Origin of the sequence: Halalkalibacillus sediminis, assembly GCF_002844535.1 — a bacterium.
Lineage (GTDB): Bacteria > Bacillota > Bacilli > Bacillales > Alkalibacillaceae > Halalkalibacillus_A > Halalkalibacillus_A sediminis.
On record NZ_PJNH01000003.1, the window covers coordinates 427,559 to 450,614 of the forward strand.

At 37.6% G+C, this 23,056-nt stretch carries 25 protein-coding genes; 7 read left to right on the forward strand and 18 right to left on the reverse strand.

From position 1 onward, the window contains the following. Positions 1-118: 118 nt before the first annotated feature. The 7 genes from rpsR to CEY16_RS11905 form a co-directional block, all read right to left on the reverse strand. A complete protein-coding gene (gene rpsR, locus CEY16_RS11875; protein ID WP_101332248.1) occupies positions 119-346 on the reverse strand; it encodes a 30S ribosomal protein S18 in 228 nt (75 codons plus the stop codon). A 30-nt stretch (positions 347-376) separates the two neighbouring features. After that, positions 377-871, reverse strand: a complete 495-nt coding sequence (ssb, locus tag CEY16_RS11880; protein ID WP_101332249.1) for a single-stranded DNA-binding protein — start codon at positions 869-871, stop codon at positions 377-379. 15 nt (positions 872-886) lie between these two features. After that, positions 887-1,177, reverse strand: coding sequence for a 30S ribosomal protein S6 (gene rpsF / locus CEY16_RS11885; protein WP_101332250.1), 291 nt, complete (start codon positions 1,175-1,177; stop codon positions 887-889). 136 nt (positions 1,178-1,313) lie between these two features. Beyond that, positions 1,314-2,414: a redox-regulated ATPase YchF gene (gene ychF / locus CEY16_RS11890; RefSeq protein ID WP_101332251.1), complete on the reverse strand. Its 1,101-nt coding sequence runs from the start codon at positions 2,412-2,414 to the stop codon at positions 1,314-1,316. 184 nt (positions 2,415-2,598) lie between these two features. Beyond that, complete coding sequence (locus CEY16_RS11895) at positions 2,599-2,793, reverse strand: DUF951 domain-containing protein (RefSeq protein ID WP_101332252.1); 195 nt, start codon at positions 2,791-2,793, stop codon at positions 2,599-2,601. Between the two features lie 5 nt (positions 2,794-2,798). Beyond that, complete coding sequence (locus CEY16_RS11900) at positions 2,799-3,713, reverse strand: mechanosensitive ion channel family protein (RefSeq protein WP_101332253.1); 915 nt, start codon at positions 3,711-3,713, stop codon at positions 2,799-2,801. A 46-nt stretch (positions 3,714-3,759) separates the two neighbouring features. After that, positions 3,760-4,782 (reverse strand): YkvI family membrane protein, encoded by a 1,023-nt coding sequence (locus CEY16_RS11905; RefSeq protein ID WP_101332254.1) that lies wholly within the window; start codon positions 4,780-4,782, stop codon positions 3,760-3,762. Between the two features lie 77 nt (positions 4,783-4,859). On the opposite strand from CEY16_RS11905, the gene yyaC reads away from it, so the two are divergent. Then, positions 4,860-5,426, forward strand: coding sequence for a spore protease YyaC (gene yyaC, locus CEY16_RS11910; RefSeq protein WP_101332255.1), 567 nt, complete (start codon positions 4,860-4,862; stop codon positions 5,424-5,426). A gap of 11 nt (positions 5,427-5,437) precedes the next feature. On the opposite strand, the gene CEY16_RS11915 is transcribed toward yyaC, so the two are convergent. The 11 genes from CEY16_RS11915 to rpmH all read right to left on the reverse strand — a co-directional run bounded on the left by CEY16_RS11915 (position 5,438) and on the right by rpmH (position 15,668). Next, positions 5,438-6,157 carry a DUF554 domain-containing protein gene (locus CEY16_RS11915; protein ID WP_101332256.1) on the reverse strand — a complete coding sequence of 240 codons (720 nt, stop codon included), beginning with the start codon at positions 6,155-6,157 and terminating at the stop codon, positions 5,438-5,440. 314 nt (positions 6,158-6,471) lie between these two features. Further along, positions 6,472-7,314, reverse strand: coding sequence for a ParB/RepB/Spo0J family partition protein (locus CEY16_RS11920; RefSeq protein ID WP_101332257.1), 843 nt, complete (start codon positions 7,312-7,314; stop codon positions 6,472-6,474). Next, on the reverse strand, positions 7,295-8,068 hold the full coding sequence (locus CEY16_RS11925) for a ParA family protein (protein ID WP_101332258.1): 774 nt from the start codon (positions 8,066-8,068) through the stop codon (positions 7,295-7,297). The genes CEY16_RS11920 and CEY16_RS11925 overlap by 20 nt, the downstream gene beginning before the upstream one ends. Before the next feature lie 248 nt (positions 8,069-8,316). Then, positions 8,317-9,171 carry a nucleoid occlusion protein gene (noc, locus tag CEY16_RS11930; protein WP_238378846.1) on the reverse strand — a complete coding sequence of 285 codons (855 nt, stop codon included), beginning with the start codon at positions 9,169-9,171 and terminating at the stop codon, positions 8,317-8,319. A 257-nt stretch (positions 9,172-9,428) separates the two neighbouring features. Further along, on the reverse strand, positions 9,429-10,148 hold the full coding sequence (rsmG, locus tag CEY16_RS11935) for a 16S rRNA (guanine(527)-N(7))-methyltransferase RsmG (RefSeq protein WP_101332260.1): 720 nt from the start codon (positions 10,146-10,148) through the stop codon (positions 9,429-9,431). Positions 10,149-10,157: 9 nt separating this feature from the next. Next, on the reverse strand, positions 10,158-12,044 hold the full coding sequence (gene mnmG, locus CEY16_RS11940; RefSeq protein WP_101332261.1) for a tRNA uridine-5-carboxymethylaminomethyl(34) synthesis enzyme MnmG: 1,887 nt from the start codon (positions 12,042-12,044) through the stop codon (positions 10,158-10,160). Positions 12,045-12,081: 37 nt separating this feature from the next. Beyond that, a complete protein-coding gene (gene mnmE, locus CEY16_RS11945; RefSeq protein ID WP_101332262.1) occupies positions 12,082-13,458 on the reverse strand; it encodes a tRNA uridine-5-carboxymethylaminomethyl(34) synthesis GTPase MnmE in 1,377 nt (458 codons plus the stop codon). 141 nt (positions 13,459-13,599) lie between these two features. Then, entirely contained in the window at positions 13,600-14,223 is a 624-nt protein-coding gene (gene jag / locus CEY16_RS11950; RefSeq protein ID WP_101332263.1) for an RNA-binding cell elongation regulator Jag/EloR, read from the reverse strand. Beyond that, positions 14,220-14,996: a YidC family membrane integrase SpoIIIJ gene (gene spoIIIJ, locus CEY16_RS11955; protein WP_101332264.1), complete on the reverse strand. Its 777-nt coding sequence runs from the start codon at positions 14,994-14,996 to the stop codon at positions 14,220-14,222. The genes jag and spoIIIJ overlap by 4 nt, the downstream gene beginning before the upstream one ends. Positions 14,997-15,118: 122 nt before the next feature. Continuing rightward, positions 15,119-15,460 (reverse strand): ribonuclease P protein component, encoded by a 342-nt coding sequence (gene rnpA / locus CEY16_RS11960; RefSeq protein ID WP_101332265.1) that lies wholly within the window; start codon positions 15,458-15,460, stop codon positions 15,119-15,121. Positions 15,461-15,533: 73 nt separating this feature from the next. Further along, complete coding sequence (gene rpmH, locus CEY16_RS11965; RefSeq protein ID WP_101332266.1) at positions 15,534-15,668, reverse strand: 50S ribosomal protein L34; 135 nt, start codon at positions 15,666-15,668, stop codon at positions 15,534-15,536. 552 nt (positions 15,669-16,220) lie between these two features. On the opposite strand from rpmH, the gene dnaA reads away from it, so the two are divergent. The 6 genes from dnaA (at position 16,221) to gyrB (ending at position 22,922) form a co-directional block, all read left to right on the forward strand. After that, positions 16,221-17,564 (forward strand): chromosomal replication initiator protein DnaA, encoded by a 1,344-nt coding sequence (dnaA, locus tag CEY16_RS11970; protein WP_101332267.1) that lies wholly within the window; start codon positions 16,221-16,223, stop codon positions 17,562-17,564. Between the two features lie 193 nt (positions 17,565-17,757). Next, the gene (dnaN, locus tag CEY16_RS11975) at positions 17,758-18,903 is read left to right on the forward strand and encodes a DNA polymerase III subunit beta (protein WP_101332268.1); all 1,146 of its coding nucleotides are present in this window, start codon (positions 17,758-17,760) and stop codon (positions 18,901-18,903) included. A 373-nt stretch (positions 18,904-19,276) separates the two neighbouring features. Beyond that, the gene (gene yaaA, locus CEY16_RS11980; protein WP_101332376.1) at positions 19,277-19,501 is read left to right on the forward strand and encodes a S4 domain-containing protein YaaA; all 225 of its coding nucleotides are present in this window, start codon (positions 19,277-19,279) and stop codon (positions 19,499-19,501) included. A gap of 17 nt (positions 19,502-19,518) precedes the next feature. Beyond that, positions 19,519-20,637: a DNA replication/repair protein RecF gene (recF, locus tag CEY16_RS11985; protein WP_101332269.1), complete on the forward strand. Its 1,119-nt coding sequence runs from the start codon at positions 19,519-19,521 to the stop codon at positions 20,635-20,637. Positions 20,638-20,646: 9 nt separating this feature from the next. Continuing rightward, the gene (gene remB / locus CEY16_RS11990; RefSeq protein ID WP_101332270.1) at positions 20,647-20,946 is read left to right on the forward strand and encodes an extracellular matrix regulator RemB; all 300 of its coding nucleotides are present in this window, start codon (positions 20,647-20,649) and stop codon (positions 20,944-20,946) included. Positions 20,947-20,996: 50 nt separating this feature from the next. Next, positions 20,997-22,922 carry a DNA topoisomerase (ATP-hydrolyzing) subunit B gene (gene gyrB / locus CEY16_RS11995; protein WP_101332271.1) on the forward strand — a complete coding sequence of 642 codons (1,926 nt, stop codon included), beginning with the start codon at positions 20,997-20,999 and terminating at the stop codon, positions 22,920-22,922. Positions 22,923-23,056: the final 134 nt, after the last annotated feature.

Here is a 23,056-nt window from a genome sequence, read left to right on the forward strand (position 1 = left end):
CTTATTGTAGTTCGATGCGTAAGGTTGTTTTGTTCTGAGAGGGATAGCTATACCTTCAAATCCAATACTTTATGCCATAAAAAAATCCTCGAGACGATTGCCTCGAGGATTTCATTTATTATTCTCCGCTTACAAATGGTAGTAATGCCATTTGTCTTGAGCGCTTGATGGCTCTTGTTAATTTACGCTGATATTTTGCAGAAGTTCCAGTTACACGGCGAGGTAAAATTTTACCACGCTCAGAAACGAAACGCTTTAGAAGATCAACGTCTTTATAGTCAATATGCGTGATGTTATTCGCTTTGAAATAACAAACCTTTTTACGCTTACGTCCACGACGTGCCATTGAGCATACCTCCTTAATTGTTACTTGATTTTAGAAGGGTAGATCATCATCTGATAAGTCAACGGGTTCTCCGCTTTCAGAAAATGGATTATCCTCCTTGGCTGGTTGACCTTGTTGGTAACCGCCTCTATTATCGTTTTGATTTTGTGGTTGTGCTTGGTTTGATGCGTTTCCGCTTGCTGAACCTTGTCCGCCCTGTGGTGAGCCTTTAGATTCGAGAAATTGAACACTATCTGCTACAACTTCTGTCATAAAGACACGCTTACCATCTTGTCCTTCAAAATTACGAGTTTGAATTCTTCCGTCAACTCCAACCATGCTTCCTTTACCCATGTAATTCGCAAGGTTTTCTGCTGGACGTCTCCAAATAACGCAATTTATGAAATCCGCTTCACGGTTGCCTTGTTGGTTAGAAAAAGGTCGATTGACAGCGATTGTGAAATTCGCAACTGCCACACCGTTCGGGGTATATCGTAGATCAGGGTCTTTGGTTAATCTACCTACTAAAACGACACGATTCAACACATCAAACACTCCTTATTATTCGTTTTCGCGTACAGTCGTCATGTGACGAATCACATCGTCTGAGAACTTCGCTAAACGATCGAATTCTTGAATTGCAGTTTCATCACCTGTGAATTTAAGAACTACGTAATATCCATCACGATAGTCGTTAATTTCATAAGCTAGGCGACGAGAACCCCATTCATCTACTTCTTCAACTTCCGCGCCGTTGTCAGAGAGCACACCTGAGAATCTTTCGATTACAGCTTTACGTGCTTCCTCCTCCATGTCTGGGCGGATGATGTACATGATTTCGTATTTATTCATCCGTCTTCACCTCCTCTTGGTCTTAGCGGCCCTATGTGGTTCATAGAGCAAGGAGTAAATGATTCTATCTCATTACTCACATCTAAAAAGTATACCAAATATGATGCTTCTGTTCAACCCTTAATCTTAACCTGATTTATACGTTAAAACGGAAATGGATGACATCGCCATCTTTGACGAGGTATTCTTTTCCTTCTAAGCGTACTTTGCCGTTTTCTCTGGCGCCTGCCATCGATCCTTTTTCAACCAGTTCATCATAGGTAACAGTTTCAGCACGGATAAACCCACGTTCAAAGTCTGTATGAATAATACCTGCAGCTTGAGGTGCTGTCATACCAACTCTGAAGGTCCAAGCACGAACCTCTTGTTCACCTGCTGTAAAATAAGTTGCTAGTCCCAGCATGTGATATGTTGCTTTAATCAACTGATCTAATCCTGACTCCTCAATTCCTAGCTCTTCAAGGTACATCTCTTTTTCTTCCCCATCAAGCTCTGCAATCTCAGACTCAATCTTCGCACAAACAGTAATAACCTCTGCTCCTTCATTAGAAGCGAAATCCTTCACTTTTTGTACATTCTCATTTCCCTCAACATCAAGCAGTTCATCTTCTCCTACATTCGCTACATAAAGTATTGGCTTAATCGTCAGAAGATGTAGTGACTTGACGAATTTCATTTGTTCTTTAGTAAATTCAATCGCTCTTGCTGGTTTTTCTTCCTCAAAGGCATCTTTCAACTTTTCTAATACCTCAAATTCGTATCCAGCATCTTTATCTTTCTGTTTTGCTAATTTCGCAACTCGATCATATCTTTTCATGACCGTTTCTAAATCAGCTAAGATCAATTCTAGATTAATCGTCTCTATATCAGAAATCGGGTCAACTTTTCCAGACACATGCGTTACGTTGTCATCAGCAAAACAACGAACCACATGACAAATTGCATCAACTTGTCTAATATGCGATAGGAACTGGTTACCTAAACCTTCTCCTTTACTTGCACCTTCTACAATTCCAGCAATGTCTGTGAATTCGAAAGTTGTTGGTACAGTCTTCTTCGGCTTTACTAATTCCGTTAATTTATTCAAGCGATTATCTGGAACTTCAACGATACCCACATTCGGGTCGATTGTAGCGAACGGATAATTTGCTGCTTCCGCCCCAGCTTGTGTAATCGCATTAAATAACGTTGATTTCCCTACATTCGGTAAACCAACGATTCCTGCAGTTAATGACATTGATTTTTCACTCCTTAAGTGCTTACCCAATCATTCAAGATTAGTCATATCAATTATATTGATTAATCGAGCAATTGACAACCTGTTAAGATATCAAAAAAACAAGAGCTTTTAAAGCCCTTGTTTCCATAAAAAGATGATTTAATTGGATGATCTGTAGAAATGTTTCACATGAAACGAATTTTCACTCTGATTTTTTTATAATTTTTTTCATTTTTTTATCGAATTCTCTTCTTGGAATCATCACACTGTGGTTACACCCTTGGCATTTGATTCGGATATCCATGCCCATTCGAATAATTTTCCACTCATTCACGCCACATGGATGCGCCTTTTTCATTTCTACTATATCATTTAAGTCGTAATTTTTATCTGCCACAGGGATCACTCCTTACGATCATCAATTTTGTTCGGGTCTTCTATTTTATCTTGTTCCTCTTCCTCGTGTCTGGAATACATGACAAGTCGAGGGAATGGAATCTCGATATTTTGTTCATCAAAGCGGTTTTTAATGACTTTACGTAGTTCTCTACCCATAAACCAGTGCATCATCGGGTGGGTTTCAGCAATCACTCGAAGAACAACATCGGAATTCCCTAGATTTTGAACACCAAGCAACTCTGGCTTGGTCACCAATTCATCATATTGATCGAAGACTTCTTCTAACAATCCTTCCAGGGCTCTTTCTGCTTCATTAATCTTTCCTTCGTATGAAATACTTACATCTACCACTGCAATACTGTTATAGATAGAGTAATTCGTTACCTCTTGGATATTACCATTTGGAATGACAAACAATTCCCCGGTCCAACTCTTTACCCGAGTAGTTCTCATACCTATTTGTTCAACAGTTCCCTCATGTCCACCTATTCGAACGTAATCTCCAACAGAGAATTGATCTTCAAATATGATGAAAAAGCCGGTGATGATATCCTTCACTAAATTCTGTGCACCAAAGCCGATTGCTAGTCCGGCGATACCTGCACCAGCGAGAAGCGCCCCTACTTGAAAATTGAAGGTTTCAAGTATCATAATCGCTGCTACAAAATATACAACATACCTTAAAACATTCTCCAATAACTTGGATAAAGTCTGTTCTCTTCTTTCAGTAATTCGAAATGGACCTTCATCTCTTCTACTGAATATCTTTTGAATAATTCTTTTGCCTACTTTAGTCACAATAATAGCTAAAATGATTATAAGTACAATTCTCAAAAATTTGAATCCTATTAGGGCCAGTATTCCCTCATTAATAAGATAAGTTATTGCCTCATCCCACCAGTTTTTAATTTCGTCCATATACCTATCACTTTCCTTAACTAACCAATATATATACATTATTTTATCAGACTTTCGCGTTGTGTGCGCGTTTGGTTAGTGGGAAAATCAAAATGGCGAAAAGAATATATAAATTCAACAAACCATATAGAGGGTATAGATAAGCAATTAATTTCGAAAAGCCGAAGAAGGTGAAAGGTAGAGCAGATAATAAAGCGATGAATCCTAGTTTACCACCACCAATATCCGTATACTCTTTCAGCCTTGAGGTTAATGCGAATAAACTAGTTAAAGCTGTCGTATAGATCGCAAACCACAACAACAATGCCATAATCAAAAATAATTGAAACGGGTATCCGTTCAAAATAGCGAACAAAGGTATCTCAAATATTAGTAGTTGGTCAGCAACGTGTGTTAAACTAGTGTTATAGAGAAACGAGATAATCCCTAGTATCACGGCACTTCCGATACTTGCCACTATAATTTCTGTTCGACTTTTGATTTCTTTTCCTATAGCACCGATTACCGCAATAATGGCTGCCACGTTCAGTGAAGTGAACGGGATCGATGAACTCCAGTTTCCTTGCTTCTTAAGATCATGGAACGGGTGTATATGTTCCTGATAGATAAATAAAATCAAAATTAATCCTAGCCCTACAATTAATAAAGGAAGCAAAAATCTATTAACCGATAGTATACCATCAATACCTCTCGGGATAACCAATCCAATGAGAATGAAAATGATCATGATTCCCGTTAAATAAGAAAAATTAAATATAGTAAATGTTGCTCCACTTCCCGAAATCATTACAAATAAAGTAGTGAACAAATAGGTTAATATCAACCAATCATAAAACCGTGCTAACCTCTTCCCTATGAGTGATTGTAATACTGGTAAATAATGCTCTGATTTCAACTGAAAGCTGACACTCAATATTACATAACAACTAACTCCAAATAATACAGCAAAAATTAGAATGGCTAGTCCACTTTCATAGCCGAAAAACTGCCATATCTCTCTACCAGATGCATACCCTGCTCCTATCATAGTTGCAATAATTAACCCGATCCATCTTAATCCGTTTTTCATAGGTTACCTCCATCAGCATGTATAAAAGCTCCACTTTACATATATACTATTAAAAATATGTACAAGGGGGCCCAACTATGCCTACGACTACCGGGAAGCACGATAATCGTATATTTATAGACGATCGCCTAGCATATATAAAATTGAAAAATTACTTAATTGAACATGTCCCTACAACCCAATCAATTGTCGTTTTATGTATTGGGACCGATCGATCAACCGGTGATAGCCTTGGTCCGTTAGTAGGAACGAATTTACAAGAAAAAAGAATGCAACACATAAAAGTTCTCGGGACTCTTGAGCGTCCAGTTCATGCGATGAATTTACATGAAGCAATATTAAGTATTGAAAAAATGTCCCCCTCCCCTTTCATCGTAGCCATTGATGCTTCTCTTGGATCCCTTAAAAATGTGGGTTCTGTTGAATGCGGTCTTGGAGGTCTTCTTCCTGGGGCAGCTCTCAAAAAGAAAATATCACCCGTGGGTGATATTTATATAAAAGGATATGTGAATGTTGGAGGGTTCTTAGAACATAGTGTTTTGCAAAGCACCAAGCTCTATGATGTCATGCAGTTAGCACAAGTCATTTCAAGAGGTGTTTATCTATTTGAATTGCATTTAAGAAAAAACATTTCAAAGACTTAAATGAAAATCTATCACTGTAACCAATTCTGTATTTGTAAATAGAAAAATAATATGATCCCCACTGTTAAAATACTAGGTAGTAGGTTTGCTACTCTAATATTGGTTATTTTCAACAAGTTCAAACCAATGGCAACGATCAAAAGGCCACCTGTTGATGTCATGTCTTCTATAAACATATCTAAGAAAGACTCAGAAACGAATCGATCAATTTGGGTAGCAAACAAAGCGATTGTTCCTTCATATAATACTACTGGTAATGCTGAGAAGATAACACCAATTCCTAATGTAGTAGTTAGTACAAGAGCAACGAAACCGTCAATCAATGCTTTTGTAAACAAGATCTCATGGTCCCCTCTCAAACCACTATCTAAAGCACCTAGCACGGCTAAAGCCCCTATAACAAAAATCAACGATGCTGTCACAAAGCCTTCTGCTATTCGAGAGTTACTTCCAGGCTTTTTGAACCTCACCTCTAAATGTGCTCCTATTCGGTTTAACTTTTCATCCAAATCAATTCCTTCACCAATAATGGCTCCAGTTAATAAACTTAATAACACAACTATGATTCGATCAGAAGCTAACCCCATAGAAATACCAATGATTATGACTGTTAACCCTATGCCACTCATAATCGTTTCTTTTATTCTCTCGGGAATTCTTGTGAAAAACAATCCTATTAATGTTCCAAGAATAATTCCTATACCATTAACTATTGGACCTAAAAGTTCCATCTTACCACCTACTTCTTGAACCTTGTTTATGTATTTTTGTCATCCATTATAACTAATAATTTAATCGAAAACTCAAATGTTTCACGTGGAACATTTTACAATTCATCTGTAGTTCATGTTTTCTTTTTTACATATAATAATACCATTTCTATTGTAATTCTTAACCTATTCCTCAAGCTGTATTCGTGATGTTTCACGTGAAACATTTCTGATGCATAATAGTGAAGGCTTTATTTATCGCTTCTTTCTCCCTTTAAAAACGGCCTTGAAGTATAAAATGAAACCCGCCATTGGCGGGCTTCCAACTTTCATCTTTATTTTTCTGATTGAACTAAAAGATCAAGAATACGGTCTAAGTCATCTCTATCAAAAAACTCAATTTCGATCTTACCTTTGCGTTTACCTTGTTGTATAGAGACGCCCGTTCCTAATGTATCTCTTAATTCACTTTCTTTTGAGGTGATAAATACATCTTTCTTTTTAGGCTTTTTCTTTTTAGTAGGCTTTTCGTTTAATCGCGCAATAAGTTGTTCAGTTTGTCTGACATTAAGATGTTCTTTTCTTATTTTATCAGCTACTAGCAACATCTCATCATTTTCTTTGATGGCTAATAATGCTCTGCCGTGACCCATAGAAATTTCTTTGCTATTAATCATAGCACGAACCTTATCTGGGAGCGATAATAATCTGATCATATTCGCGATATGTGGTCTACTTTTACCTAAGCGAGTAGCCAGCTCATCTTGTCGGATATTCAGTTCATGAATTAATTTTTCATATGCCTCGGCTTCCTCCATCGGGTTCAAGTCTTCTCTTTGAAGATTTTCCAATAAAGCAAGCTCCATCATCTGTTCATCCGTCAATTCCCTAACAACTGCAGGAATTGTCTCTAAACCGGCCTCTTTAGAAGCTCTGAACCTTCTTTCACCAACTACAATTTCATAACCTTTGAGTGACTTTCTCACAATAATAGGCTGCAAAATACCATATTGGAGAATAGAATCTTTCAGTTCCTCAATAGCATCAGCTTCAAAAACTTTTCTAGGCTGATATGGATTCGGACGACACTCTACTAAGGGAACGTCTTGAACATTCTCTTGATTGAAGTCCACATCCTGAAATAAAGCATTAATACCTTTACCCAACCCTCTGGCCATTTGCCATCACTTCCTTCGCTAGGTCGCTATAAACTTCTGCACCACGGGATTTTGGATCATAGGATATTATTGGTTCCCCATGACTTGGAGCTTCTCCTAAACGCACATTCCTAGGTATAATCGCTTTGAATACTTTATCTTGAAAGTACTTTTTGACTTCCTCGATTACTTGCAGACCTAAGTTTGTACGTGCATCCAACATTGTTAAAAGTACGCCTTCTATCGCCAAATTTTGATTCAATCTCTTTTGTACTAAACGAACTGTGTTTAGTAATTGGCTTAATCCTTCTAACGCATAGTACTCACACTGTACAGGAATCAATACACTATCTGCTGCTGTTAGCGCATTTAATGTTAACAAGCCTAAAGACGGTGGACAGTCAATAATTATGTAATCATAATCATCTCGCACACTCTCTAATGCTTTTCGTAGTCTTAATTCCCGTGAAATTGTAGGTACAAGTTCAATCTCTGAACCAGCTAATTGGATCGTTGCTGGGATTGCATCTAAGTTAGGTACATTCGAAGGGACGCAAGCAGCCTTCGCATCTTCCTCTTCAATAAGAATGTCATAGATACAAGTTGAGACTTCACCTTTATTAATACCGATTCCACTTGTTGCATTCCCCTGAGGGTCTATATCTATCAATAAAACTTTATTACCTGCATTTGATAAACATGCACTTAAATTCACGGCAGTAGTTGTTTTCCCAACCCCACCTTTTTGATTCGCAATGGCTATGACTTTGCCCATGTTGTCACCTGCCTACTCTTAATATTCAATATTATTATTTTATCATGCAATGAAGCTATTTGTTAGATTAATCAAAAAGAAAAAAGTCCTAAATTATAAAATGAACTCTCAAATACAGTAATTTGTAGATGTATTCGTACCTACTCAACCAAAAAAAGCGTAAGGTTAACCCCCTAGGAAAACTTGTGTGAACAAATGCCTTCAAAGGAGAAATCCTTACGCCAGGTTAATTGACATTCAACTTCTTCTTACTTTTTAGGGATCTTAATAGTTATTTGATAGAAATCGTCCGAATCTTCTTCTTCCGTTTCTACATTCATACCAGAGTCCGCCACCATATTCAGGGACTGACGAATAGTATTCAATGCGATGCGAACATCTTTAGAAACCCCTTGCATTCTAGGTTTAGGCTTCTTTTTCTCTTCTTCCTCTTTCGGATATTGCAACTCGTGAATTGCTTCTTCCGTTTGCTTTACATTTAAATGTTGATCAATGATCAGCTTAAGTATCTCTTCTTGTTGCTGCTCGTCTTTCAATGCGATTAATGCGCGAGCATGACGTTCTGTTATTTGTTTGTTCAACAATGCTTGCTGAACTACACTTGGAAGCTTTAATAACCTCAACTTATTCGCAATGGTCGATTGGCTTTTTCCTAACCGTTGAGCTAAGGCTTCTTGAGTCAACCCGTGAGTATGTAGCAGCTGGTCGTAAGCAATTGCTTCTTCAATTACAGTCAACTCTTCACGTTGTAAATTTTCAATTAAAGCCACAGATGCTGTTTCTGTATCAGTCATATTTTTGACGATCGCCGGAATGTGCTCCCACCCTAGCGTCTGAACAGCTCTCCATCTTCTTTCTCCGGCAATAAGCTCATAGTTCTCTTCATCTTCCAATTTTCTAAGAACAATCGGCTGAATCATACCATGAGTATGAATGGTTTGAGCTAGTTCACTAATCTTCTGATCATCAAAGATTGTTCTAGGTTGATATTGGTTGGGTTGAATCAATTCTACCTTTATATCCATGACTTCATTGTTCTTCTCAGTCTGTTCGCCAGATTTTGATTCACTTTTACCGAATAATTTACTCAAGGAACTCATTATTTAGCACCCACTTTCAATCAATCATTTCATAATTATGTAGAATGAATAGATTCGATTTGTCTCAATGTTATAAATCTCTCATTTGTTAAAAAAAGAAATGTTTCACGTGAAACATTTCATTCCTCATCAAATTAATCTAAATAATACGAAGTCTATTGCTCTTCTTCTATTTTATCACATTTCTATTAAGTAAATAAAGAGAAATTTAAAGTAACTGAAGGGCTAAAAAGCCCGACAGCACAATAAATGTGAATCTACTAGGGTTCAATCGGCTCCTTATTAGGTAATCCAGCTTTTCGAGGATATTTCTTCGATGTTTTTCTTCTTTTTTCGACAATTACAATGTTTCTTTCGCTTTCTTCCACTGGAAGATTGAACGAATGGGTCTCGCTGAATTCTCCTCCGAGAGTCTGTACGGCAAGCTCTCCGTTTTTCTTTTCTTCTTCAAAATTAGCCGATTTCATCATAATAAAGTCTCCACCTACACGTACAAGCGGAAGACACAACTCACTTAGAACAGATGTTCGCGCAACAGCTCTTGATATAACCATATCAAACGTTTCTCTAAACTTTTGATCTTTGCCGAAGTTCTCTGCTCGATCGTGGTAAAAAGCCACACCAGATAATCCTAGTTGATCAGCTAGATGATTCAAAAAGGTGATCCGTTTTTTTAATGAGTCTACGATAGTGACGTGGATATGTGGAAACAAAATTTTGAGCGGGATCGATGGAAACCCCGCTCCAGCACCAACATCACAAACAGATAGTTCTTTATTGAAATCATAATAAAATGCTACAGAGACAGAATCGTAAAAGTGCTTCAAATACACTTCTTCTTTTTCTGTAATTGCTGTCAGATTCATTTTTTGGTTCCATTCAACTAATAACTCATAATAGTTGTTGAATTGTTCTTTTTGATGATCTGACAATGATATATTGTGTTGATTCAGATGTTTTTCAAATTCTTGAATATCCATAAGCAACCTCTATTCATTCGAAGCTTTTCGTGATACACCTTGTTCTATATAAACAAGTAAAATCGAAACATCGGCAGGATTCACACCTGAAATTCTTGAAGCCTGACCGACAGATAAAGGACGGACTGTTTTCAATTTTTCTCTAGCTTCCGTTGCTATCCCTTGAATATCATCGTAGTCGATATGATCTGGGATTTTTTTATCTTCCATTTTACGCATACGTTCTACTTGCTGATTAGATTTTTTGATATAGCCTGCGTATTTTATATGAATTTCAACTTGTTCTTCCACTTCATCATTTAATTCAGTATTTGCAGGTACTAATTGCTTGATTGTCGAGTATTTAACCTCTGGTCTTTTCAAAAGGTCGGCAGCTCGTACGCCATCTTTCAATTGTGAACCACCTAATTGTTCAATTACCTGTTGAACTTCTTCAGAAGGCTTGATGATCGTAGATTCCAATCTTTTTATTTCTTGTTCAATTGATTGTTTCTTATCATTGAATTGACCATATCTTTCTTCAGAAATTAGACCCATTTGGTAGCCCAAGTCAGTTAGACGAAGATCCGCATTGTCATGACGTAGTAATAAGCGGTACTCTGCTCTTGATGTTAATAGTCGATAAGGTTCTTCTGTTCCTTTTGTTACTAAATCATCAATGAGTACACCGATATAAGCTTGTGAACGGTCTAAAATAAGTGTTTCCTTATCTAGTGCTTTTGCTGCAGCATTAATTCCTGCCATTATTCCTTGTGCTGCCGCTTCTTCATAGCCTGATGTTCCATTGATCTGACCGGCAGTAAATAACCCATCAATAAGCTTAGTCTCTAAAGTAGGCCATAGTTGAGTTGGTACTACTGCATCATACTCAATAGCATAACCAGCTCTCATGATTTCTGCCTTCTCTAATCCTGGAATTGTTTCTAATAATTTATTTTGAACATCTTCAGGAAGAGAAGTTGAAAGCCCTTGGACGTACACTTCATCCGTTTTTCTACCTTCAGGTTCTAAGAAGATCTGGTGTCTAGGCTTATCATTGAAGCGTACGACTTTATCTTCGATTGAAGGACAATATCTTGGACCTGTCCCTCTTTCTGCACCTGAGTACATAGCTGATTTTGATAAGTTATCATCAATTATCTGATGAGTGAACTCCCCAGTATACGTCAGCCAGCAAGGAATTTGATCGGTGATATATTCAGTAGTTTCATATGAAAATGCACGCGGCACATCATCACCCGGCTGAATTTCCGTTTTGGAGTAATCGATCGTGTGACTATTCACTCTTGGTGGTGTTCCCGTCTTAAAACGAACCATTTCTAAGCCAAGTTCTTCAAGTTGTTCTGATAAATCAACCGTTGAACGCTGGTTATTAGGTCCACTTTCATACTCGATATCTCCAATAAGAACTTTTCCACGCATGAATGTTCCGGTAGTAACAATCACCGTGTCTGCCAAGTAACGAGCTTTTGTTTCAGTTATGACACCTTTACATTTTCCATCTTCAACGACTAATTCTTTTACCATACCTTGACGAAGTGTCAGGTTTTCCTGGTTTTCGATGACGCGCTTCATTTCTTGCTGATATAGAACTTTATCAGCTTGAGCTCGTAAAGCTCTTACAGCTGGTCCTTTACTTGTATTTAACAGACGCATTTGAATGTGGGTTTTATCGATCGTCTTACCCATCCATCCACCTAATGCATCAATTTCTCTTACAACTACACCTTTTGCTGGTCCACCAACTGATGGATTACATGGCATAAAAGCGATTAAATCTAAATTAAGGGTTAACATCAGCGTTTTTGCTCCACGCTTGGCTGCGGCCATCCCTGCTTCTACACCTGCATGTCCAGCACCAATAACTATGACATCATAACGTCCTGCATCATACATGTTGATGACCTCCTTCTATATATATTTCGAAACGTATTTATTTTCCTAAACAGAATTGGGAGAATAATTGATCGATCAGTGACTCGTTTACGTTGTCACCAATAATTTCGCCTAAGAGCTCCCAAGTTCTCGTGATATCAATTTGGACAAGATCAAGTGGCATGTCCAATTCGATTCCTTCTAATGCATCATCAAGAGACTTTTCAGCTTGTTCGAGTAATTGTATGTGGCGTACGTTCGATACATAGGTTAAGTCACCACTATCAATTTCTCCTTCAAAAAATGTTTCGGCAATACTTTCTTCTAAACGATCAATTCCTTGTTCTTCAAGTAAAGAGGTCGTGATGATCGGAAAGTCCCCTGCCGCTTTTTTGACAGCTTCCATGTCAATCTTCTGTTCTAAGTCCGTTTTATTGATTAACACGATGACGTCTAGATCTTTCGCAGCTTCAAATAATGCTTCATCTTCTTTTGTCCACTCTTCACTACCATTCAAAACAAGCAATATAAGATCAGCATCTTGTAAAGCCTGACGAGATCGTTCTACACCAATCTTTTCAACGATATCTTCCGTTTCACGAATACCAGCAGTATCAATCAGGCGCAATGGTACCCCGCGAACATTCACATATTCCTCAATGACATCACGTGTCGTACCTGGGATTTCGGTTACTATTGCTTTATTTTCATGGGCAAGCACATTCAATAGAGAAGACTTACCGACATTCGGTCTTCCAATGATTGCCGTAGCAATGCCTTCCCTTAGTATCTTCCCTTGCTTGGCTGTTTGAAGTATTTTCTTAATCTCTTTTTGCACATACGAAGCTTTCTCAACCAACATAGTATTGGTCATTTCTTCAACATCATCGTATTCAGGATAATCAATATTCACTTCCACGTGCGCCACAGTTTCGATCAATTCCTGTCTTAAAGTGCGAATCAAATGAGATAACCGTCCATCCATCTGTTTCAAAGCAACTGACATTGCCCGATCTGTTTTGGAACGGATGAGATCCATGACTGCTTCCGCTTGTGATAAATCGATACGCCCGTTTAGAAATGCTCTTTTCGTAAATTCACCTGGTTCTGCTAACCTAGCTCCTTCACGTAGCACTAACTGTAAGACACGATTAACGGAAACCATTCCGCCGTGACAGTTTATTTCTATAATATCTTCACGAGTGAAGGTTTTTGGAGCACGCATGACCGAAACCATCACTTCTTCTACTTTTTCATTTGTCTTTGGATCCTTTAAACTTCCATAATGAATCGTATGAGAGTCTACATCTTCTAGATCTTTACCCGAAAAAATACGATTGGCTATTGAAAAAGCTTCATCACCACTCAAGCGTACAATAGCGATGGCTCCTTCTCCAATCGGAGTCGAGATAGCTGAAATTGTGTCTTGTTCCATAACCTTCACTCCCTTCATTTCTGTGAATTCCTAACTAAAAACAATAACATATATTGTGGAAAAAGAGAAGCAAAATTATTTACCATTTTATTGCATCAAAAAGCCCGCTCCAACTAACAAAGTTTAAGAGCGGGCACTATATTATTTGTTATGAGGTTTAATAACGACATGTCGGTTAGGATCTTTTCCTTCCGAAGCGGTCGAAACGTTCTCGTGGTCGTGAAGTGCATTATGAATGATTTTTCTTTCGAATGAAGGCATTGGTTCAATCTTGACTTCTTTTCCTAAAGTCAAAGCCTTCTGAGCTAGCTTATTCGCTAACTGTTCAAGGGTTTCTTTTCGGCGAGCTCGATAGTTTTCAGCATCAACAACAACCGTATAGTATTCTGACTGGTTATTGTTTACTACTAAATGCGTCAAGTATTGCAGGGCATTTAGAGTTTGACCCCTCTTTCCTATTAAAAGAGCAATCTTATCTCCTACTAATTCATAGATGATCTCACCCTCTGATTTAGCAGCTCTGATTTCCACCTCAGCATTCATCTCTCGAGTCACTTGCTCAAGAAAGAATTCACCTTCTTTTAGACGATCTACTATCTCGGTTACTTTGATATAAGCTCTTTTAGCACCGAATACGCCTAAAATTCCTTTTTTACCTTCATCGATAATTTCAAAAGTAACTTGATCTTCTGTTAGTTCCAATTGCTCTAATGCATTCTGTTTTGCCTCTTCAACTGTTAGACCACTAGCCGTTATTTCTCTCACTTTTTCTTCGCTCCTTCATTATTCTCTTCAAATTGCTTCATCATCGGTCGACGAATAAATAGCGTTTGAACAATCATAAAGAAGTTACCTACGACCCAGTACAGTGCTAATGCTGCTGGGAAGAAAATCGCAAACACACCAATCATTACTGGTAGTAAGTATAACATAATTTGCATTTGCGGGTTATCTGCAGCTGGAGTCCCAGCCATCATGATCTTCTGTTGTGCGTAAGTAGTTGCCAGTGTAATGAAAGCGAGTATATAACTTGGTTCCCCTAATTGGAACCATAAGAAACTATATTCTTGAATTTCATCCGTACGTACGATTGCATGATAAAAGGCAATCAATATCGGCATCTGTACGATGATTGGTAAACAACCAGCCAGTGGATTGACGCCGTGTCTTTGGAAGAGCGACATCGTCTCCTGCTGAAGCTTTTGCTGTGTTTGTTGGTCTTTTGATGAATATTTTGCACGGATTTCTTTTAATTCTGGTTGAATCATTTGCATTGCTTGTGATGATTTCAACTGCTTGATATTAAGCGGTAGAATCAATGTACGAAGCAAGATCGTTACAATGACAATTGCCGCACCAAAACCATGATTGAAAATATCTTCAGCTATATAAGTAATTAAAAATGAAAGAGGATAAACGAAATATTTATTCCATATCCCTTCACTATCTGGTGTAATCGGTTCATTAATTTCGGTACAGCCTGATAGAAAGACAGCTACACCTATTAATGCAACGATGAGTAAAATTCTTTTACGCACTTGCATTTCCTCCTAACGAAATTACCAATCACGCTTGAACGTGAACTTTCTTTTTATAAACATGCATCTATTTCGTATTCTACCATTGTTATATTCGTTATTACCATAAGAATTTCGATCATTTATTGACGAAACATGTTAGTTCTCTTCATTAAATGACTCAGACTTTTCTTTATACCATGGAAATCCATTTCATTAGTAGGTTTTCTTGCAATTACTACAAAATCGTAAGAAGGATCAATCTTATCCTCTAAATGCTTGAAGGCTTCCCTCAAATAACGTTTAATTTGATTTCTAGTTACAGCATTTCCTAATTTCTTTCCTACAGACAAACCGATTCGAAAATGGTCTTGACCATCTTTTTTCAAATAATAAAGAACCAGCTGGCGATTCGCGAAAGATTCCCCGTGGTTCAATATATACTGGATTTCTTCATTCTTCTTCACTCGATAGGCTTTCTTCAACGTATATCATCCTAGCTCGAAACGATCTATGTATATAAGTCTGAAAAAAGACCACTGATAGAAATTCAGTGGCCTAAGCAGATAAAGTCTTTCTTCCTTTGCGACGACGGCGAGCTAAAACTTTACGTCCGTTTTTAGTCGACATGCGAGCACGGAAGCCGTGTACTTTACTGCGCTTTCTATTATTTGGTTGATATGTGCGTTTCATGATCAAACACCTCCTGAATTGAATAACACGTTCATCTTTTTAATCATAAAAAAACAGTCCAAATCAGTATATAAAATTTTACCGATGGATGTCAATAGTTGTTTTCTTTTTTCTATCTCTCTTACTTGCAAAGTATAACATAATCTCAAGTGATTTTAAATATCCACATGTGAATAGAATAACTTTCCTCCCCCAATAAAATATCCACAATACTATTCGACAACTTACCCACAAAACCAACAATTGTGGACAAAAAATTTTAACAAGCTTGTTTTGTATGTGGATAAGTCTAATCGTCCATTGAAATAGCGAGATGAATTTGGTATGATTATTATGTTTTTACAGTGGATAACCTATTCAACAAAACAAAACTATCCACAAAGTGTGGATATAATGTGGATAGTTAATCACATGCTGTATGCAAATTTATAAACATGATTGTGGAAAATGTCGATAAATGATTTATTTCGTTGCCTCATCTACATAAGACTTTCCACAGTGATGTTTCTTTTTGACCTTAAAAGTTTTTTTATAGAAAGGGAGTGAACATAGGTGGAAAACATCGAAGAATTATGGGCCCAGACGCTATCACAAATGGAACAAAAAATTAGTAAACCTAGCTTCGATACTTGGCTCAAATCTACTGAGGCAAAAGGAATTGAAGATGATCGGATCATCATTTCAGCTCCTAATGAATTTGCAAGAGATTGGCTAGAAAACAGTTATGCTGATCTAATCTCTTCAACGATTTATGATGTAACTGGTTCCTCTCTAAAACCCAAATTCATCATTCCAGAAACAGAACCGCAAGACGAACCGTTTAATCAACCTATTAAAAAAATGCCTCCAGACAATGGACAGGAAACTTCTAAACAGACGATGCTTAATTCAAAATATACCTTTGAAACATTTGTGATCGGTTCTGGTAACCGGTTTGCTCATGCTGCATCATTAGCTGTGGCCGAAGCTCCCGCTAAAGCATACAACCCTCTATTCATCTATGGGGGTGTTGGTCTCGGAAAGACTCACTTAATGCATGCGATCGGACACTATGTCATTGAACATAACCCAAATGCGAAGGTAGTTTACCTCTCATCAGAGAAATTCACGAACGAATTCATCAACTCGATCAGAGACAATAAAACAATTGAATTCCGCAATAAATATCGAAATGTGGACGTGCTTTTAATAGATGATATTCAATTTCTAGCAGGAAAAGAACAAACTCAAGAAGAATTCTTCCATACGTTCAATACGTTACATGAAGAAAATAAACAAATCGTCATTTCTAGTGATCGGCCTCCAAAAGAGATTCCGACATTAGAAGATCGACTACGGTCCCGTTTTGAATGGGGATTGATCACGGATATCACTCCTCCAGACCTGGAAACGAGAATTGCTATTTTACGTAAGAAAGCTAAGGCAGATGGGCTGGATATTCCAAATGAAGTGATGCTTTATATCGCTAATCAAATTGATACGAACATCAGAGAACTAGAAGGGGCATTAATTCGAGTTGTCGCATACTCTTCCCTTGTAAATGAGGATATTGATGCTTCTCTAGCAGCAAGTGCTCTAAAGGATATCATCCCGAATTCCAAACCGAAGGAAATCACGATAAAAGGTATTCAAGAAACAGTAGGGAAACGATTTAATGTACAACTTGAAGATTTCATGGCTAAGAAAAGAACGAAATCAGTAGCTTTTCCGCGTCAAATCGCTATGTTCCTATCTAGAGAAATGACTGATTTCTCCTTACCTAAAATTGGCGAGGAATTTGGAGGGCGAGATCATACGACTGTCATCCACGCTCATGAAAAAATCTCTAAAATGATGGCTGATGACATTCAATTACAAAAGGAAATTGACGAAATCCGAGAGTTGATCAAGTCATAGTAATTGTGCACAGTGTGAATAAGTGATACACAAATATCCCCACCTTATCCACATGTGGACAACTAAGTGTTAAAACGGCTGAAACAAGTTATACACATATTCACAGGCCCTATTACTATTATTACTGAAATTCTTTAAATAAAAATATATAAATGCATTCATCAAAATTCGATTCAATTTTTAGGAGGTACTTATGAAAATTCTCATCCAACGTGATCAATTAATGAATAGTATCCAAAACGTAATGAAAGCTATTTCAGCAAAACCAACAATTCCAATTCTTTCAGGAATGAAAATCGAAGCGACTTCTGAAGGTGTCCGTTTAACTGGTAGCAATTCAGATATAACGATTGAATCTTTCATTCAAAAAGAAGAAGACGGAATGGTATACATCCAGGAGTTAGTACCAGGGAAAGTTGTACTTCAAGCAAAATTCTTACCAGATATCATACGTAAACTTCCAGAAAGTGAAGTAGAGATTGAATCTGATGATCAATACAATGTCGTTATCCGTTCTGGCCATGCTGAATTCAAATTAAATGGACAAGACCCAGAAGAATATCCACAATTACCGATTTTAGAAACAGATAATAGTTTTGAACTTCAAACAGATCTGCTAAAAACACTTATTCGTCAAACGAATTTCGCGGTATCGACATCCGAAACCCGTCCGATACTGACAGGTGTTCATTTCAAATTGGAAGAAGACTATTTAGAGTTAGTAGCAACAGATAGTCATAGACTCGCAACTAGAAAGATTAAAACAGATGGCGACACGAATGGAATTTCTTTTTCTAATATCGTCATCCCAGGAAAAAGTCTTTCTGAATTAAATAAAATCATAGAAGATACCCAGGATCCGATTCATATAAGTGTTTCTGATAATCAAATCCTATTCAAGACGAAGAACATCCATTTTCTATCAAGATTGCTAGATGGAAATTATCCAGAGACATCTAGGTTAATTCCTGACCAAAGTAAAACTGAAGTCAAAGTAAACTCAAAAGAATTGATGCAATCAATCGATCGTGCAAGCCTATTAGCAAAAGATAACCGCAATAATATTGTAAAACTAGTTACTAAAGCTCAAAACCAACTTGAAATCACAAGCAATTCACCAGAAGTGGGTACGGTGGAGGAAACATTGGTTACTGATTCAATCGAAGGTGAAGAACTGAAGATTTCATTCAACGCTAAATATATGATTGATGCACTTCGAGCTATCGACTCTGATCAGGTATCCATTCATTTCACAGGAGCGATGAGACCATTCATCATCCGCCCTGAAGAAGAAACCGAACACATTCTTCAATTAGTAACGCCTGTAAGAACTTATTAAGGACGGTTGAATACAGTTGATGATCTTGACGAATCGATAAACGGCGGACGCGTTCTGACGACCTGGACGATCTAGTGTCGGCGCTGGCCACAGGACGTGGCCGTTTGTAGCCGACTAGGAGCCGCCGCTCTCGACTCGTCGGCATCAACGTAATAATATTCAAATAGTCCACTAAGCTAATCACCCATTAAAGTCTTTATCAGATTAATCAACAAAAGAACACAACAATATTTCAAGCTGGATGATGCCTTTCATCCAGCTTATTTTTATGGGGCACAGATTATCTCTAATCAATAGATGACAACGCTTTTCTTAAGGGACAAACTTTAGTAGAATAGAGATAGTGAATGTAATCGGAGAAGTAGGTGAAAAAATGGCTGAAAATATCGAAATAAAAACAGATCAAATAACACTTGGACAATTTTTAAAATTGGCTAATGTTGTTGAATCTGGAGGAATGACAAAATTATTTCTGAGTGAATTCGCTGTATATATAAACGGTGAACAAGACCAGCGAAGAGGACGCAAATTAAAAGTGAATGATGTGGTGGAAATCCAGGAATTTGGTACGTTCCGTGTGGCAAAAAATGATGAGTAAGCAACAAGGAGTAAATTATGTACATTGAAGATCTGACATTAACAGGGTATCGCAACTATGATCACCTCCAATTAACGTTTGATCGACGAATCAATGTCATCATCGGAGAAAATGCCCAAGGAAAAACAAATCTGATGGAAGCCATCCATGTGCTAGCTTTCACTAAATCTCACCGAACCCCGAGGGATAAAGAGTTAATACAGTGGGACCGAGAGTATGGTAAAATAAAGGGGAGCATATTCAAAAGAAATCGCTCCTTTCCACTAGAAGTCATTTTTTCAGCAAAAGGAAAAAAAGCCAAATTAAACCATATAGAGCAAAGGAAATTGAGTGATTACATAGGTTCTTTAAATGTAGTCATGTTTGCCCCAGAGGATTTGAATTTAGTAAAAGGAAGTCCACAATCCAGAAGAAAGTTCATTGATATGGAAATTGGACAGATCCAACCCGTCTATATTTATCATCTGGGACACTATCAAAAGATTCTTAAGCAACGAAATGCTTTATTAAAAGATTTACAAAGAAATAAGCAAGCTGATCGGACGATGCTATCTGTCTATACAGATCAGCTGATTGAACATGCAAGCATTGTCTTACAAAGAAGGTTCAGTTTTTTAGAGAAACTGAGAGAGTGGGCAACACCTATACATCGAGGTATTACACGTGACTCAGAAGAGTTGGCTATTTCGTATGATGCGACGATTGATGTATCAGAAACAGCTGATTCGGAAAAAATAAAGAAGATTTATGAAGAACAGTTTCAACAAATCGAAAATAAAGAAGTCGATCGTGGCACCACATTGATTGGTCCACATCGCGATGATCTACTTTTCTTTGTGAATGATAGAAACGTACAAACCTATGGTTCACAGGGGCAGCAGCGTACGACTGCTTTATCATTGAAACTTGCAGAAATAGAGCTTATCGACCAAGAAGTCGGAGAATATCCAATCCTTCTATTAGATGATGTGTTAAGTGAATTAGATGATTCCAGGCAATCACATTTACTACACACCATTCAAAATAAAGTGCAAACATTTGTAACGACGACTAGCGTAGATGGAATTGATCATGAAACTTTAAATCAAGCATCAATCTTCAGAATTCATGATGGAAGGTTTATAGAGGAAAGGTGAGGATCTCTCTTGTTTATACATATCGGAGATGAACATGTCATTCGTTCCAATGATGTAATCTCAATCATTGACTATAGTTTATTCCATTCTTCTACAATCGTTGAAGAGATGATTTTCAATCAACGAAAGGATGGAAATGTATCAGAGGCGGCTTATGATGATGCTAAATCAATCGTGATTACGAAAGATCATATTTATTTCAGCTCATTATCTGTTTCGACTTTGAACAAACGTGCGCAAATATCTAATACACTTGATCAAATTGATATTAACCTGGATCAAGAAAAAGACTCGAATATAGAAGAATAATTTTTTGAAAATTTACTGATATAAGTTTTCAAACAAGTGAAGGTGAGAGAATGACTATGGAAGATAATTTACAAGAAGGACAAGATTATGGTGCCAGTCAAATACAGGTACTTGAAGGTTTAGAAGCGGTACGTAAGAGACCAGGTATGTACATTGGTTCTACAAGTGAAAGAGGTTTACACCATTTAGTTTGGGAAGTTGTAGACAATAGTATCGATGAAGCACTAGCAGGATATTGCGATCATATCCAGATTATCATCGAAAAAGATAACAGCATCAAAGTAATCGACAACGGACGCGGAATACCTGTCGATATGCATAAAAAAGCAGGCAAACCAGCACTAGAAGTCATTATGACCGTGCTTCATGCCGGTGGTAAATTTGATGGGGGATCTTATAAAGTCTCAGGTGGACTACACGGGGTAGGTGCCTCTGTAGTGAACGCGCTTTCTGAAACGTGTGAAGTTCACGTACATCGTGATGGAAAAGAATATTTACAGAGCTATAAACGGGGGATTCCTCAAAACGAAGTATCAGTAATTGGAGAAACCGACATTACTGGAACCATTACTCACTTTAAGCCGGACCCTGAAATTTTCAGTGAGACACAGGAATTCGACTACGATAACCTATTGAATCGTACAAGAGAATTAGCATACTTGAATAAAAAATTAAAAATATCAATCGAAGATAAACGCATAGATAAAGAGCCTGAACAATTCTATTATGAAGGCGGAATCAGTGAATATGTAGAGCATTTGAACAGCAAACGTGAAGTTCTTCATGACCCGATTTATGGGGAAAGTGAAATGGATGACATCACAATCGAATTCGCTATCCAGTACAATGACGGGTTTGCTTCTAACTTGTATTCGTTCGCGAACAATATCCACACTGCTGAAGGTGGAACACATGAATCCGGTTTTAAAACAGCTTTGACACGTGTCATTAATGACTATGCTCGTAAAAATAATCTTTATAAAGAAAATGATCCTAATCTGATCGGCGATGATGTGCGAGAAGGGTTGACAGCAATTGTCTCTGTTAAGCATCCGGATCCACAATTCGAAGGTCAGACGAAGACTAAACTTGGTAATAGTGAAGTGCGTACGATCACAGACCAAATTCTTTCTGAAAAGTTCTCTAAATTCCTTTTTGAGCATCCTAAGACAGCTAAAAAAGTGGTAGAAAAAGGGTTGATGGCTTCTCGTGCTAGAATTGCTGCTAAAAAGGCAAGAGAGGTAACTAGACGAAAGAATGCACTAGAAGTTTCTAGTCTACCTGGTAAATTAGCAGATTGTGCAACAAAAGACGCGACAATCAGTGAAATTTATGTAGTTGAGGGTGACTCTGCAGGTGGTTCAGCAAAACAAGGTAGAGATCGTCATTTCCAAGCGATTCTTCCTTTAAGAGGTAAAATCATCAATGTTGAAAAGGCAAGACTAGATAAAATTCTATCGAACAATGAAATCAGAGCGATCATAACAGCATTGGGTACAGGTATCGGTGAAGATTTCGATATCTCTCAAGCGCGCTATCAAAAAATCGTAATCATGACCGACGCTGACGTTGATGGTGCACATATCCGTACATTATTACTAACGTTCCTGTATCGTTATATGCGTCCATTACTTGAGCATGGATATGTATATATCGCTCAGCCACCGTTGTATAAAATTACGCAAGGTAAGAAAATCTATTACGCTTACAATGATAAAGAAATGGAACGAATCGTATCTGAAATTCCGAAATCTCCTAAAGCTGGCTTGCAGCGTTACAAAGGTTTGGGTGAGATGAATCCGACTCAGTTATGGGAAACGACCATGAATCCTGAGTCTAGAACATTATTACAAGTAGGCTTGCAAGATGCTATGGAGGCTGACCAGATTTTTGAAATCTTAATGGGTGACCAGGTGGAGCCAAGAAGGGATTTCATCGAGCAAAATGCTCAATATGTTCAAAATTTAGATGTCTAAATAACCTTTATTCATTCTACTTATTTAGATACACATGTTTAGAGCTTTAGTGCCTCCCCTATTGAAAAGGGATTTAGGCACTTTGGCTTTCTATTAGGAGGTAATGACTGTTGGATCAACAACGTCCACAAGTT

Coding starts and splice junctions, on each gene's coding strand:
- rpsR (WP_101332248.1), bottom strand. CDS start 346: ATGGCACGTCGTGGACGTAAGCGTAAAAAGGTTTGTTATTTCAAAGCG.
- rpsF (WP_101332250.1), bottom strand. CDS start 1,177: ATGAATAAATACGAAATCATGTACATCATCCGCCCAGACATGGAGGAG.
- ychF (WP_101332251.1), bottom strand. CDS start 2,414: ATGTCATTAACTGCAGGAATCGTTGGTTTACCGAATGTAGGGAAATCA.
- CEY16_RS11900 (WP_101332253.1), bottom strand. CDS start 3,713: ATGGACGAAATTAAAAACTGGTGGGATGAGGCAATAACTTATCTTATT.
- CEY16_RS11905 (WP_101332254.1), bottom strand. CDS start 4,782: ATGAAAAACGGATTAAGATGGATCGGGTTAATTATTGCAACTATGATA.
- yyaC (WP_101332255.1), top strand. CDS start 4,860: ATGCCTACGACTACCGGGAAGCACGATAATCGTATATTTATAGACGAT.
- CEY16_RS11915 (WP_101332256.1), bottom strand. CDS start 6,157: ATGGAACTTTTAGGTCCAATAGTTAATGGTATAGGAATTATTCTTGGA.
- CEY16_RS11920 (WP_101332257.1), bottom strand. CDS start 7,314: ATGGCCAGAGGGTTGGGTAAAGGTATTAATGCTTTATTTCAGGATGTG.
- CEY16_RS11925 (WP_101332258.1), bottom strand. CDS start 8,068: ATGGGCAAAGTCATAGCCATTGCGAATCAAAAAGGTGGGGTTGGGAAA.
- rsmG (WP_101332260.1), bottom strand. CDS start 10,148: ATGGATATTCAAGAATTTGAAAAACATCTGAATCAACACAATATATCA.
- mnmG (WP_101332261.1), bottom strand. CDS start 12,044: ATGTATGATGCAGGACGTTATGATGTCATAGTTATTGGTGCTGGACAT.
- mnmE (WP_101332262.1), bottom strand. CDS start 13,458: ATGGAACAAGACACAATTTCAGCTATCTCGACTCCGATTGGAGAAGGA.
- rpmH (WP_101332266.1), bottom strand. CDS start 15,668: ATGAAACGCACATATCAACCAAATAATAGAAAGCGCAGTAAAGTACAC.
- dnaN (WP_101332268.1), top strand. CDS start 17,758: ATGAAAATTCTCATCCAACGTGATCAATTAATGAATAGTATCCAAAAC.
- yaaA (WP_101332376.1), top strand. CDS start 19,277: ATGGCTGAAAATATCGAAATAAAAACAGATCAAATAACACTTGGACAA.
- recF (WP_101332269.1), top strand. CDS start 19,519: ATGTACATTGAAGATCTGACATTAACAGGGTATCGCAACTATGATCAC.
- gyrB (WP_101332271.1), top strand. CDS start 20,997: ATGACTATGGAAGATAATTTACAAGAAGGACAAGATTATGGTGCCAGT.